General features: G+C 42.7%; 14 protein-coding genes. 8 read left to right on the top strand and 6 right to left on the bottom strand.

The genetic code is table 11. From position 1 onward, the window contains the following. Positions 1–7: 7 nt before the first annotated feature. Both ACROAE_RS00195 and ACROAE_RS00190 read right to left on the bottom strand, forming a co-directional pair. Positions 8–418 (bottom strand): hypothetical protein, encoded by a 411-nt coding sequence (locus tag ACROAE_RS00195; RefSeq protein ID WP_432398913.1) that lies wholly within the window; start codon positions 416–418, stop codon positions 8–10. Further along, the gene (locus ACROAE_RS00190) at positions 378–1,124 is read right to left on the bottom strand and encodes an AAA family ATPase (RefSeq protein ID WP_432398912.1); all 747 of its coding nucleotides are present in this window, start codon (positions 1,122–1,124) and stop codon (positions 378–380) included. Before ACROAE_RS00190 ends, ACROAE_RS00195 begins: the two co-directional genes overlap by 41 nt. A 449-nt stretch (positions 1,125–1,573) precedes the next feature. On the opposite strand from ACROAE_RS00190, the gene ACROAE_RS00185 reads away from it, so the two are divergent. Beyond that, positions 1,574–1,786: a DUF3820 family protein gene (locus ACROAE_RS00185; RefSeq protein ID WP_188954405.1), complete on the top strand. Its 213-nt coding sequence runs from the start codon at positions 1,574–1,576 to the stop codon at positions 1,784–1,786. 105 nt (positions 1,787–1,891) lie between these two features. Here the strand turns inward: ACROAE_RS00185 and ACROAE_RS00180 are convergent, their stop codons facing one another. The 4 genes from ACROAE_RS00180 to ACROAE_RS00165 all read right to left on the bottom strand — a co-directional run bounded on the left by ACROAE_RS00180 (position 1,892) and on the right by ACROAE_RS00165 (position 5,880). Then, the gene (locus ACROAE_RS00180; RefSeq protein WP_432398911.1) at positions 1,892–2,398 is read right to left on the bottom strand and encodes a GNAT family N-acetyltransferase; all 507 of its coding nucleotides are present in this window, start codon (positions 2,396–2,398) and stop codon (positions 1,892–1,894) included. Between the two features lie 57 nt (positions 2,399–2,455). Then, entirely contained in the window at positions 2,456–2,758 is a 303-nt protein-coding gene (locus ACROAE_RS00175; RefSeq protein WP_188954409.1) for an NrfJ, read from the bottom strand. Positions 2,759–2,926: 168 nt separating this feature from the next. Next, positions 2,927–4,663 (bottom strand): bifunctional metallophosphatase/5'-nucleotidase, encoded by a 1,737-nt coding sequence (locus tag ACROAE_RS00170; RefSeq protein WP_432398910.1) that lies wholly within the window; start codon positions 4,661–4,663, stop codon positions 2,927–2,929. Positions 4,664–4,821: 158 nt separating this feature from the next. Continuing rightward, positions 4,822–5,880, bottom strand: coding sequence for a CNNM domain-containing protein (locus ACROAE_RS00165; protein WP_432398909.1), 1,059 nt, complete (start codon positions 5,878–5,880; stop codon positions 4,822–4,824). A gap of 541 nt (positions 5,881–6,421) precedes the next feature. On the opposite strand from ACROAE_RS00165, the gene ACROAE_RS00160 reads away from it, so the two are divergent. The 7 genes from ACROAE_RS00160 to bamB all read left to right on the top strand — a co-directional run bounded on the left by ACROAE_RS00160 (position 6,422) and on the right by bamB (position 13,787). Continuing rightward, a complete protein-coding gene (locus tag ACROAE_RS00160) occupies positions 6,422–7,543 on the top strand; it encodes a bifunctional tRNA (adenosine(37)-C2)-methyltransferase TrmG/ribosomal RNA large subunit methyltransferase RlmN (protein ID WP_432398908.1) in 1,122 nt (373 codons plus the stop codon). 31 nt (positions 7,544–7,574) lie between these two features. After that, positions 7,575–8,360: a type IV pilus biogenesis/stability protein PilW gene (pilW, locus tag ACROAE_RS00155; RefSeq protein ID WP_432398907.1), complete on the top strand. Its 786-nt coding sequence runs from the start codon at positions 7,575–7,577 to the stop codon at positions 8,358–8,360. After that, positions 8,360–9,394: a RodZ domain-containing protein gene (locus ACROAE_RS00150; RefSeq protein ID WP_432398906.1), complete on the top strand. Its 1,035-nt coding sequence runs from the start codon at positions 8,360–8,362 to the stop codon at positions 9,392–9,394. Before pilW ends, ACROAE_RS00150 begins: the two co-directional genes overlap by 1 nt. 33 nt (positions 9,395–9,427) lie before the next feature. Then, a complete protein-coding gene (gene ispG, locus ACROAE_RS00145; protein ID WP_432398905.1) occupies positions 9,428–10,543 on the top strand; it encodes a flavodoxin-dependent (E)-4-hydroxy-3-methylbut-2-enyl-diphosphate synthase in 1,116 nt (371 codons plus the stop codon). An 89-nt stretch (positions 10,544–10,632) separates the two neighbouring features. Beyond that, positions 10,633–11,907, top strand: coding sequence for a histidine--tRNA ligase (gene hisS / locus ACROAE_RS00140; protein WP_432398904.1), 1,275 nt, complete (start codon positions 10,633–10,635; stop codon positions 11,905–11,907). Between the two features lie 14 nt (positions 11,908–11,921). Next, entirely contained in the window at positions 11,922–12,542 is a 621-nt protein-coding gene (locus tag ACROAE_RS00135) for a tetratricopeptide repeat protein (protein WP_432398903.1), read from the top strand. Between the two features lie 12 nt (positions 12,543–12,554). Beyond that, a complete protein-coding gene (gene bamB, locus ACROAE_RS00130; protein WP_432398902.1) occupies positions 12,555–13,787 on the top strand; it encodes an outer membrane protein assembly factor BamB in 1,233 nt (410 codons plus the stop codon). Positions 13,788–13,823: the final 36 nt, after the last annotated feature.

The following is a 13,823-nucleotide window of genomic DNA, read 5'->3' as shown; positions in this document are numbered from 1 at the left end:
AATAAGATTAACCTAAGTTAGCGTCAATACGTTTTTGTTGCTCGGGCGTGAGTGAAAAATAGTGGCTGATTAATTGTCTGATCAACTTTGATTTAGCAATATTGCCTTGTTGGCTAAGTTGCGTGAGTTGATCTATTGCCGATTCGCTTAACGTGTATGTACAGCGTTTAAATGGTTTGCTGCTACTGTTCACTTTAGGTATTGCTTGTGGTTGATTAGGGTATTTTCGTTGTAAAAAATCAACCACATTTGTCGGTTCAACCTGCAGGTTATTGCGCAGACCTTTATCTGAATTAAGTGATGTTGGTTTGCCCGCCGCGTATAAGTCAGCAGCGGCAATAAAGTCATCTATTGATACTGCAATGGGCCGCTCTGTTTTACATAACGAAGCGTTTTTCTTGAGATCGGCTAGTCCCATAATTTCCTCTCAATGTCGTTTCGTTAGACACATTGTTGTGTTGTTCAATAAGCTGTTTTGCATCAGTAATACCCAATAGCTCACATGCAATGCTGCGCATTTCTTCTGTTGCTTTGCCATCGGGTTCTATTTCAAATACCGACAAGCCTGACTCTTCGCTGTCATCATAAATGTTACGGCAGTAATTAATCGCATCAAGCACATTGATGTTATAGGTGCGGCAGACATCTTTAGCTTCAATAATTCGACCTGCTTGATTGGGCAAACTAGGGCACTGAGTAATAACAAAAGAGGCCTTCATTTTAGGGTTTATCATTAAGCAAGTTGAAACGATGTCATCCATGTGGCTGACGGTTTTTAAATCGCGACGTTTTGGTCGTAATGGCATTAACACATGCGATGCAACCGACATGGATGCGCGTAATGCAAGATTATCTTGGCCGCCACAATCGACAATCACATAATCGTAGTGTTGTTCTAAACTGAGCAAGTCATTACGAATTTTTCCATAGAGCTGCACACAATTGATGGTGGCTAAGTCTGGGTTATTGTTTCGAGCCTGGATCCAGTCTGATGTCGTGCGCTGTGGATCGCAGTCCACCATAATGACACTGGCTTGAGCCTCTGTTGTAAGAAACACGGCAATGTTTTGTGCTAGACAGCTTTTACCGCTACCGCCTTTTTCTCCACCGACTAGTATGATCATCGACTCTGTCCTCTTTATCGGGCCATACCCTAAATGAGTAAGAGTAAACTATGGCCAAATCTAATGCTTATCTTCACTTTATGTTCTCAGGATGATTTCGTCAATTAGCTGATTTTTGACGTTTTTTCATAAAAGTCATCAAGATGTTTTTTTGACAAAAAGAGTGAGTATGGCAAAAAGTTGACGTTAATCGGTTACGTGCGTCAATGTTATTGAAAAGTTAAATAGCATAAACACTTAGGCTAAGATTGTGCGAGTTGAGTCTTTATTTGTCAGCTTTTGCAGGTGGATAAATTTGCCTATCGTTAAGCGCTATATGCATTTTACGTCTCTTAATAGATTTATTTATTTCAAATCGATATAAGTGGGTGCGAGGTAAAATTCCACTTTTTTTTAATAACGGCGTGATATAATTTGTGTATATATTAGCTGTGTTTGGAACCCGAATCATGAATGAGCAACAATTACTCGAAGCGATAAACCAAACCATGCCTTTTGGTAAATATGCTGGGCGAAAGTTGTTGCAGCTGCCTGAGCCTTATTTAGTGTGGTTTCATTCCAAAGGTTTTCCTGCGGGTAAGCTTGGTGAGCAATTAGCGTTAATGTATGAAGTGAAACTCAATGGCTTAGAAGAAATGTTGCAACCCCTGTTAAAGCGCTGACAAGCGAATTAACGAAAAACCCTAGCAACTAGAACGCTACGCGGCTAGATGCTATAAAATCTTAGCCGCGAAGCGACCCTAGCAGGACGAAGTCCGCCCTAGTATCTAGTCTATTAATCGTTTTTTCATGTAAAAGCCGGTAAACGTTTGGCCGCGTTTTTGCTGATAACTGACTTGTTTAAGTGCAAAGCCATTTGTTTCAAACAATGTTTTAGACAAATATGACGCGTCGACACTCAAGTGGGAATACTGTTGTTGCAGTGCCCAGTGCACTAATGTTTTATACAGTGCACGAGCGATACCTTGATGTTGGCTTGTTGGCGCAACATATAAACAGTCTATATAGCCTTGTTGACTAAAGTGAGTTTCAACACTAATAAATCCCACGACTTCTTGCTGGTCATTCACGGCTAGCCAAGCGCGATTGCGTTGGTATCTCAATTGCCAAAATTTTGTTGACCGTGGTGCTGATGACCAGGCGTTTAATTTAGCTTGTGGATATCGAGGATGGTTAATATGCTGCACTGCGGCATGATATAACTGGCTGACTTGAGCTGCATACTGTGCAGAAAAATCAATGATTTTATAGGGCAGTGTGTGTGTATTTTCCATAAAAAAGACCAATCCGAAAGATTGGTCAATTATGGTGTTTTTTAGCGCGTAAAAGAACTATTTTTTGCTGATATTGCCAACAAACATGATCTTATCGAAGGTTCTGTTTAGGCTTGAGCTGGCAAAGTCTGTCATCCACATTTGTTCTGACATTTCTACCGTATCACCTTTGCTGACTTGGGTTTGTGGACCCGCAGCCCAGTAAGTTTTGTCTGCTTCTTTAATTTGAACATAGGTGTAACCACCACCATTCATGGTGTCGAGCACTTCGCCCTGATGTAATGCACCTTGTGCCCAAACAGATGAAATTCCTAATGCTAGGGTGGCAGCGGCAGCAAATGCGATCAATTTAGCTTTCATATTAATGTCCTGTCATACGATTTAGAAGAGGTCCGCAAGGGATTACTTCAGCATTTAAGCATTTAAGCTGATTGGGGTCTGTGATCTAACCCCAATTATCGCTGTCTGTTTTCAAGTAGGACATTTTTTAGTGTATTTATGCCGCTATTTCAGGGAGGTGTGCCGCGGTTATTCGCGGTGGCTAATATAGTGAACATTAGCAAACAGTTGTCCTTCAATTAAATGTCCATGTTGACTGACAAAATCAATAAAGGCTTCGGGTAAGGTTTGATGCTCAATAGGTTGTTGCCAGTGAGCATGCAACAGGGCGTCATATCCTTCTTTTCCTGCTGCGGTATAAGCACTGGACACACCAATATACAGTTTATTCACTTCAAGTGGTTGCCAGGCATCTTGCTTATAAATTTCGACTTGAGTAATACGCTGGCCTTTAGCTTGTTTGCCATCGTAAAAATAACGAAGCCCATAAGGGTAGGGGAAGCTTCCTGCGCCAGTACCCATTATGCCGTTATTGGTAGCACTGTTAATCGATGATTCAAGCGCCTCAATGACGTACTTGCCCATAATTTGATACAAGGTTAATGGCAACTCAAACGGTAAAATTCGGCCAACCACATCAGCAAGCGACAATTGCCCCTTGTTTAATGATTGCCTTACGCCGCCAGCATTATGCAGTGCAAAATCAATATTGGGTTCAATAAATTTAGCCGCTTTATACATGCTGCGGCTCACCCATGGCGCAATTTCGCTGCCGTGAGGTAAATGCTTGCTTGGTAAGCGAGTATGGACAAAGTCGCGGGGAATATGCGCCAATATCTGGTTTTCTAAGGCATCAAGTGAAGGACGGTATTGGGTATGGATCACTTGATGTATTTGTTCGTCATGTTGTGCGTCTTTTATACTCGGATGAGCCAATAACTGGGTGATTAATTGCTTGCTCAGAACACTGTCAACTGCTGTTCCGTCTGCTTGAGTCACGTTAATATTGTCATCGAGCATAAAGTAATTGTTGCCAATAAGCTCAATGACTCGACCTTGTTGATCAAATACGATTTCGGCTAGGCCAAGTGTTTCCGCATACTTGCCTGCATGTAAAATGGGCGTTGAATTGATGGTTTCGGCATAAGGGATGTCACTTAAACCTATGTCACTCATACTGCCTTGCAACGTATGAGAGTGACCGCCAATAATAAGGCTTATGCCGTCAACATGTTCAGCTAGCTCGCGGTCTTGATCTAAACCTAAATGGCTCAACACAATAATATGCTTGATACCTTGACGAGTTAAGCGAGCAATGGTTGCACGCGTGGTGTCGATGGCATTGACAAAATGAGTGTCGGGATCCGGCCTCGCAATTAGGCGCATTTGGTCTAACGTAATGCCGATAATGGCTATTTTAGTGTCATGAAAAGGCTTAATTAACACTTTAGCGGTTTCATTGCTGTCATCAAAATCATACAGCATTGGATGACCGTATAATCTGCCGTCTTTGAGTCTGTCTTCTTGGCTTAAATCCATGTTGCCAGCCAAAACGGGAAAATCGATACGGTTTAAGAATGCTTGTACCGGGCTGTTACCGGCATCGATTTCATGATTACCCAATACCATGGCATCAGGTTTTAATAAATTTAGCAGATGAGCATTGGCCGCGCCCTGGAATTCGCGAAAGTACAAGGTACCTTGAAAGCTATCTCCACCGTGTAAAAACAAAAATGGACACTGTTCAGAGGCCGCTTGCTGCCTTGCTTGCTCGATTTGAAACCCTAAGCGTGCATAACCACCAGAATGTCCTTCCAACTTATATGATTGTTGATTGGCTGTTAGCGTAAATTGGACTGAGCTAGGTTCAAAATTAGAATGCGTGTCGTTGATATGAGCGATGGATAAACGATAAGATTTTTGCATTAGTTCCCTCTGTGTAATGTCATTATCTTAACGTATCAGGCGTAATGATGTCACCCACAGCAATATTGAAATACAGCCAATTCGCATAAAAAATAACCCGTTAGTGGTAACGGGTTATGGTAAGCAGAGTCTCTGGCATTAAAATAAATGTCGTAGCCTTAGTTTGTTTCGGTTTCGCCGTAAATTACTAAACCTTTGCTCTTTATGCGTCGTTGCCACAATTTACGAGCCAGTGCCTGCATGTCTGGGGCAATGTCTTTTGAGTCAACAATCTCTAAACCTATTAAGGTTTCGATAATATCTTCAATGGTCACAATGCCTTCGCTTGAGCCATATTCGTCAACCACCAATGCCATTTTACTGTTACGTTTTATCATGGTTTGAAACAATGGCAGTACGCTTACCGACGATTGTAAAACCAATAGGTTTTTCACGTAGTCGCCGATGGCCGTTTGCGGCGATAAGCTGGCTTGTAAGATGATGTCATTACGATTGACGTAACCAATCACGTTGTCGCGATCATCTTGATAAACCGGAAATCGGGTAAAAGGGCTACTTAAATGGTCGGCAATAAATTGTTGGTTGGTCATGGTTGTCGGTAATTTAAAAATAACCGTACGTGGCGTCATAATATGTGTGACTGACATGTCTTTCATGGCCAACATCTGAGTTAAAATTTGCGATTCTTGTTCGCTTAACTCGCCGCTGTCTTTTGCCAATTGGTTCATGGCGCTCAGCTCTTGTCGCATGTAAAGATTGTTATCGCCTTTGCCTAAAACGCCGGTTACTTTTTGCGACAGCCATATTAACGGTAAAGTCAGCTTTTCCATCCAATATAGACATATCGACACCGTGGGCGCTAATTTACGCCAATGATTCGCCCCAATAATTTTAGGAATGATTTCAGACAAAAATAAAATTAAAAATGTTAATACTGCGGAGAAAATACCCAACATTTCACTACCAAACACAATCGCGGCTTGAGCTCCGGCAACCGAGGCACCCATGGTGTGAGAGATTGTATTGAGCGTCAGGATCGACACTAACGGTGAGTCAATATTCTGCTTTTGTTTATGCAATCTGGCAGCGACGTGGGGGTGATGTTCTTTTAGGTTTGCAATATAGCTTGGTGTAACCGACAGAAGCACGGCTTCAAAAATACTACATAAAAACGAAATGGATATAGCAAAAAACACGATAAACAGAAGGGTTGTCATACAGGGAAAGTAAACACTTCCTCATGGCAGGCCACATAGCCCAGCCGCAGGATATCACAAGCTTAGTTAATATAATCTGAATATATTTTGAGTATTTTATTTTAGTCAATTCGGGCGTTTAAGCCGGCTGCACGATTACAAGATTAAATATCATCACCTAAACCAGTAAAGGTGAGTATATTCCCAATTGACCTGACGGTGCTACTTCAGGGCTTTACCGTATGTTTAATACTCGACACGCTAATGTCGGTACCTTCTACGTTAGCGCAACAACGCTCTTGATTTAACCATCAGGGAAACACGGTGAAACTCGCAAAGGGCAAGTTTTACATGCGCTTATGCAGTGGCTTTGGTTAATTTAGCTGACGTTGAAAAGAGAAAAGCTATTATCTGTAATCAATGCCTTGTCTACGCACGTGCAAATTCTTTTTGAAATCGAGCATCTTCAGGTTGATAGCGTGTAGATATACTGGCTAAAAGGCCATGCTACCTGTATAATTTGCCGCCCTGTTACAGGTTTTGGTGTTTTGAGGTTAGGCAGATGAGTGTAAAAAAAATCAATTTATTAGATCTTGATCGTAAAGGACTGCGAGCGTTGTTCAGCGAAATGGGTGAAAAACCGTTCCGCGCCGATCAATTAATGAAGTGGATTTATCACTTTGGCGTCAGCGACTTTGAAGAAATGAACAACATTAACAAAGTACTGCGAGGTAAGCTTGCGGCTAAATGTGAAATCGTTGCACCAGAAATTGCAAGTTTTCAAAAGTCGAATGATGGCACCATTAAATTTGCCATTAACGTTGGCCAGGGCCAAGAAGTTGAAACTGTCTATATTCCTGAAGAAGACCGCGCGACCTTATGCGTGTCATCTCAAGTGGGTTGTGCATTAGAATGTACATTCTGCTCTACGGGACAGCAAGGCTTTAACCGCAACTTAACCGTGTCTGAAATTGTCGGTCAAGTTTGGCGTGTCTCGCAGTTTTTAGGTTTTCATAAAGACACTGGCGACCGTCCAATCTCTAACGTAGTGATGATGGGCATGGGCGAGCCATTATTAAACCTTGCTAATGTTATTCCTGCTATGGATATTATGTTAGATGACTTTGGTTTCAGCTTATCAAAACGTCGCGTAACCCTATCGACTTCTGGCGTAGTCCCTGCGTTAGACAAACTTGGCGATGCTATTGATGTTGCATTAGCTGTGAGTATTCACGCGCCAAATGATGAGCTGCGTGATGTACTTGTGCCTGTAAACAAAAAGTATCCTTTACAAGAATTCTTAGCCGGTATTCGTCGTTATTTAGAGAAATCTAACGCGAACCGTGGCCGCGTGACCGTTGAGTATGTGATGCTAGACCATATCAATGATAGCACTGACCAAGCACATGAACTTGCTAAGTTAATGAAAGACACGCCATGTAAAATTAATTTAATCCCGTTCAATCCATACCCAGGTTCACCTTACGGGCGTTCATCTAATTCACGTATTGATCGCTTCTCTAAAGTATTGATGGAATACGGTTTTACCGTCATTGTACGTAAAACCCGTGGCGATGATATTGACGCTGCGTGCGGTCAGTTAGCCGGTGATATTCGTGATAGAACAAAGCGTTTAGCAAAAAAACAAATGCAACAAAACCAGATTTCAGTCACAATGGATTAACTCTTTGTTTGCATAGATAATAGGCTTATAAATGAAGCATGGAATGCAAAAGATTTTAGTGATGACTGTAGTGGCGATATCGCTTGGCGGTTGTGTCACCGAGCGCACCTACAGTGGTACCGACATCCCAGTTGCCGAGCGTAAGTTTGACAAGGTTGGCGCTGCGCGTGAGCGTATGCAATTGGGGTTAACGTATTTAAATCGCGGTAACAGTGAGCAAGCAAAGTATAATTTAAACAAAGCAGTAGAATACGCGCCAGAAATGAGTGAAGTGCATGTATCAATGGCGTATTACTATCAAGTAGTCGGGGATTTGGCTCGCACAGAAGAGTCATACCAACGCGCCATATCGCTTAGCGATGCGACAGGAGATGCACGTAATAATTTTGGGGTGTTTTTATGCCAGCAAAACAAATTCGCTGAGTCAGAAAAGATGTTTTTAGCCGCGATTAATACCCCTAAATATACTCGTACAGCCTCAAGCTACGAAAATTTAGGGGTCTGCAGCCGAAAAGCGGGAAATAAAGAAAAAGCGCGACAGTATTTTAATATGGCGTTAAAGTATGATCAAAGAAGAAAAGTAACGTTATTAGAGTTAACCGAGTTAGCCATGGAAGATGCTGACTACGGCGATGCGCGCGAACAACTCGCAAGATACCATCGAGTTGTAAGTGAATCTGCAGAAAGTTTAGCCTTAGGGATCAAGATTGAGCAGGCGGCAAATAACGAAGAAGCCGTAAAACGATTTGGCATTTTATTAATTGCGAAGTTTCCTGCATCTCCACAAGCCAAAAATTATAGAGCTAACTTGAATTAATGACTAAAGAATTCGAAGTAGAACAAGACGCTGAAAAAGCGGCATTGTTAAAAAATGTTGTTACCGCTGGCGCTATCTTAAAGGCAGCTCGTGAAGCAAAAGGGTTGTCTATCGAAGCCGTTGCAACACAATTGCATTTGCGTCCAAGAATTATCAGCGATATTGAACAAGACATTTTTGAAAATATTGCCTCAACAACTTATGTTAGAGGCTATATTAAGAATTATGCACGTTTTGTTCATGCTGATATTAATGAGATACAACAATGCTTAAAGCATCAGTTGCCTGAAATTGTTCCACCGGCAATGCAAAGCTTTTCGCGAAAAACCACTCATCAAGCCCGTAATAGCCGACTTAATTTAGTCACTTACTTTATCATTACCGTATTGATCGCAATGCTGGTGATTTGGTGGGTTCAAAAGTCGTCTTTATTGACTGACGTAGATGTTTCACTGCCAACGGTAGAAGAAATTGCTGCCGACTCAGCCATGCCTGAGCCGCAACAAATTACTCGTAGCCTTAGTCAGCAGGATGTAGGCGCGCAAATTGCCGCTGAAAATGCTTTAGAGCAAGTGCCATCTACTGATAACGCAACGTCTTCAAACGGATTACCCGAAAGTGATGCAGCTATTGATGCTGCCAGTAATCTTAATTCAGCAAATCCGAGCGCAACACAAGCAACGACCTTGCCTGCAAGTACCTTAAATCCAACATCAACCAGTACCCTTAACCAGGCAAGCACTGCGTCGACTATCGATACCAATGCAAGTACTGCTATTGGCACTGGTGTTGAAGGTGTTCTCGCTATCGAGTTAAGCGGTGATTGCTGGATTAACGTAACTGATGCTAACGGTAAAGTGTTGGTTGATGGTGTCAAAACAGCTGCTAAGTTAGTTGAAGTCCGCGGTCTCAAACCTTTCAAAATCATACTGGGTGCACCACAGGTCGTCAGTATTAGTCTTGACGGAAGTAAAGTCAGCCTTGCTGAGTTTACCAACGGTCGAGTCGCAAGATTAACCCTGCCAAAAGCATAACGAGCTTTTGCATCAGTAGTAGAGCGTATTTGCATGTATAACGAATCCCCAATTATTCGCAGACCTTCCACTCGTATATACGTGGGCAATGTGCCTATTGGTGATGGTGCACCGATAGCTGTACAGTCGATGACCAATACAAAAACCACGGATGTAGCAGCAACTGTGGCGCAAATTAATGCATTAGAAAAAGTGGGTGCTGACATTGTGCGTGTGTCTGTGCCGACAATGGATGCTGCTGAAGCGTTTAAAATCATCAAGCAATCGGTCAATGTACCGTTAGTCGCTGATATTCACTTTGATTACCGTATCGCCTTAAAAGTGGCAGAATATGGCGTTGATTGTTTGCGGATTAATCCAGGTAACATTGGTAACGAAGAGCGTATTCGTAGTGTGGTTGAATGTGCCCGCGATAAAAACATTCCCATTCGAATCGGTGTAAATGGCGGTTCGCTTGAAAAAGATTTAATGGACAAATACCGCGAGCCAACGCCTGAGGCATTACTTGAATCCGCTATGCGTCACGTTGACATATTAGATCGTCTTAACTTTGACCAATTTAAAGTCAGTGTCAAAGCCTCTGATGTCTTTTTAGCCGTTGCCTCATACCGTTTACTGGCTAAACAAATTCGTCAACCATTGCATTTAGGTATTACCGAAGCGGGCGGAATGCGCTCTGGTTCAGTAAAGTCAGCAGTGGGTTTAGGCATGCTTTTAGCCGAAGGCATCGGTGATACCATTCGTATCTCATTGGCCGCCGATCCTGTTGAAGAAATCAAAGTCGGTTTTGATATTTTAAAATCACTGCGTATCCGTAGCCGCGGGATTAACTTTATTGCCTGCCCATCTTGCTCACGCCAAGAATTTGATGTAATTAGCACCGTTAACGAACTTGAGCGACGTTTAGAAGATGTCACCACAGCAATGGACGTGTCTATTATTGGTTGCGTTGTAAACGGACCTGGTGAAGCATTAGTGTCGCACATTGGCTTAACGGGTGGTCATGCTAAAAGCGGCTATTACGATGATGGTGTGCGTCAAAAAGAGCGCTTCGATAACAACAGTATTGTTGATGGTTTAGAAGCCAAAATTCGTGCAAAAGCGGCGATGATGGCTAATCGTATTGAAATTGCCGACAAAACAGAATAATTCTCTAACTTGTTAAAGGTAGCAACTACCTTAACGAGTCAATTTACATTTTATTAGTGCAAACTAATTTCGAAATTGGACAAGTAACAGTGGCAAAGCAAATCCAAGCAATTCGCGGAATGAACGATATTCTGCCTACTCAAAGCCCAATTTGGCAAAAAGTCGAAGCGGTATTACGTTCATCAGTAAGCGCATTTGGTTACAGCGAAATTCGTACGCCTATCGTTGAAAGTACCGATCTTTTCAAACGTTCTATTGGTGAAGTGACTGATATCGTCGAAAAAGAAATGTACACCTTTGAAGACCGTAACGGCGACAGTTTAACACTGCGTCCTGAAGGTACTGCTTCAACAGTGCGTGCTGGCAATGAACACGGTTTACTGTACAACCAAGAGCAACGCTTATGGTACATGGGACCGATGTTCCGTCATGAACGTCCTCAAAAAGGTCGTTACCGTCAATTCCACCAATTTGGTGTTGAAGTCTACGGTATTGGCAGTGCTGATATTGATGCTGAAGTATTAATGTTGTCTGCCCGTTTATGGGATCAGTTAGGCATTAAAGATCATGTTGCCTTAGAGCTTAATACGCTAGGTGATCCGGCCGAACGTGCTGCTTATCGTGACGCTTTGATTGCCTTTTTAGAGCAACATAAAGATAAGTTGGATGAAGACAGCCAACGCCGTATGTATTCAAATCCATTACGAGTGCTAGACAGTAAAGATGCACAAGTGCAGGCTATTTTAGCTGACGCACCCGCGTTAATGGACTACTTAGGTGAAGACACCAAAACACATTTTTCAACTTTATGTGAACTCTTAGACGCTGTTGGCATCCAATACACCATCAATCCGCGTCTCGTACGTGGTTTAGATTACTATAACCGCACGGTATTTGAGTGGGTAACCTCGAGCTTAGGTTCGCAAGGTACTGTGTTGGCGGGCGGTCGTTATGACGGTTTAGTCGGACAGCTTGGCGGTAAAGATACGCCAGCAGTGGGTTTTGCTATGGGATTAGAGCGCATTGTATTGCTGCTTGAAACTCTTGAACTAACCAATGATATTGCAGCTGAAGTTGATGTATATGTCACAGCGATGGGCGACAATTGCTTAGTTGAAGCAATTAAAGTTGCTGCAGAGTTGCGTCAACAGTTACCAACGCTTAAAGTCATGAGTCATTGCGGTGGTGGCAACTTTAAAAAGCAGATGAAGCGCGCAGATAAAAGCGGTGCTCAATATGCGTTAATTATTGGCGAAAACGAAATTGCCAATAATCAGGTTGCTATTAAACCATTACGAAACAACAACGAACAACAATTAGTCGCCCGTGATGAACTGGTAACTAAAATTGCAGAACTGATTTAAAAGGGGAAGTGCACATGGAAATTTATAGCACAGAAGAACAACAAGTAGATGCTATCAAGCAGTTCTGGAAAGATTACGGTACCTCAATTGCAGTAGGTGCTGTGGTAGGCCTTGGCGGCCTATATGGTTGGAACACTTATTCAGACATGAAAGTCGAGTCAGCAGAGCAAGCTTCTGAGACGTTTCAAGCTATTGCTGAGCAATCAACTAATCCTGCTGCGTTTTTAACTCAAGCAGAAGCGTTTACTGCTGAGCATGACCAAGCGGGTTATCAAGCACTGCTTGAATTAATGGTTGCCAAAGCAGCGGTTGACGCGGGCGATTTAGCTAAAGCGGAAACGGCATTCACTAAAGTGATTGCAGCGCAACCAGGCTCAGGCTTAGGTATGGTCGCAACCATCCGTTTAGCACGTGTACAAGCTGAACAAAATAACTTAGGTGTGGCATTAGCCACGCTTGAGCAAGTGACCGATGAAGCGTTTGCTTCACAGCGTGAAGAATTAAAAGGCGACTTTTTAGTGCGTCAAGGTGATTTGGATAAAGCCAAGTTAGCTTATCAAGCAGCGGTAGATAATGGCGGCGCATTAGCCAGTCCTGCGCTGACAATGAAACTAGACAATCTAAACAAGGCATAAGGAATTTAGCCAATGAAGTCGTGGTGTAGAAATCTGCTTGCCGTTGGGCTAAGTGTTGCTTTTTTATCAGCTTGCTCTTCAAGTGATGTTGAAGAAGAGCCAGTCAGTGAATTAGTTGATATTCAAGCAACCGTGTTTCCAGAAATTAGTTGGGACACCAGTGTAGGCAACGGCGTTGGCGATTATTACTCGCAGCTTCGTCCTACCGTCCGTTATGGGAAATTATTTGTTGCTGATCGTAGTGGCGTTGTTGTTGCTTTTGATGAAGTCACTGGCGAAGAATTATGGACGCAAAACTTTAACGATGAGTTTGAGCAAAAGCTTAAAACTAAAACCAACGGTATTCGCTTAGCCGCGGGTGTAACCGCTGCACGTAAAAAAGTGTTTGTGGGTGGCGAAACCGGTTTATTAGTGGCGTTAGATGAAGCCACTGGCGAAGTATTATGGTCTGCCCAAGCTAACGGTGAATTACTGTCTGCGCCAACGGTGGCCGAAGACGTTGTGGCGGTAAATACTGCTAAAGGCGCGTTTGAAGGTTTTAATCTTGAAACGGGTGAAAAGCTTTGGACGTACGAAAGTCAGCTACCCAACTTAACATTACGTGGTACCTCTTCAGCAGCTTATGAAGCAGGTGGATTCTTTGTCGGTACAGCTGACGGCAAAGTGGCAGTTGTTGTTAAAAATAACGGCCAAGCCGCATGGGAACAACCGGTTTTTAGTCCAAGCGGTGGTAACGAGTTTACTCGTATGGCTGATGTGGATATGACTCCGTTAATCCTTGGCGAAAACTTATATGTTGCTAGCTATAACGGCAACCTAGTGTCAATGGAATTACGCAGTGGCCGTATTATTTGGTCGCGTAAATACTCAAGCTTTAATGAACTTGCTGAAGCTGGTTTAAGCTTGTATTTAGTGGATGACCATAGCCGTATTTATTCAGTTGATCGCCGTAATGGTTTAGAGCTTTGGAGCAATTCAACGCTTAAAAATCGCGAATTAACAGCAGCAGCGGTTGTTGAAGGTTATATCGTGGTTGGCGACTTAGAAGGCTATTTACATTTCATCGACCGTAGCAGTGGTGATGTAGTCGGCCGTATACAAGTCGACAGCGACGGTTTATACGCTCAGCCACTAGTGGTTGACGACAAAATCTATGTTCAAGGTCGCAGTGGAAAAGTCGCCATTGTCACGTTGAGCAAACAAGAAATGAAAGTTGAAGAAGATACCGACGCGAGTGCTGAATAAGTCCTAGGACCATTTCAGTATTAATTAAGGTATAAT

The organism is Shewanella sp. MF05960 (assembly GCF_050849305.1).
GTDB lineage: Bacteria > Pseudomonadota > Gammaproteobacteria > Enterobacterales > Shewanellaceae > Shewanella.
This window is presented reverse-complemented; position numbering and strand designations above follow the sequence as displayed.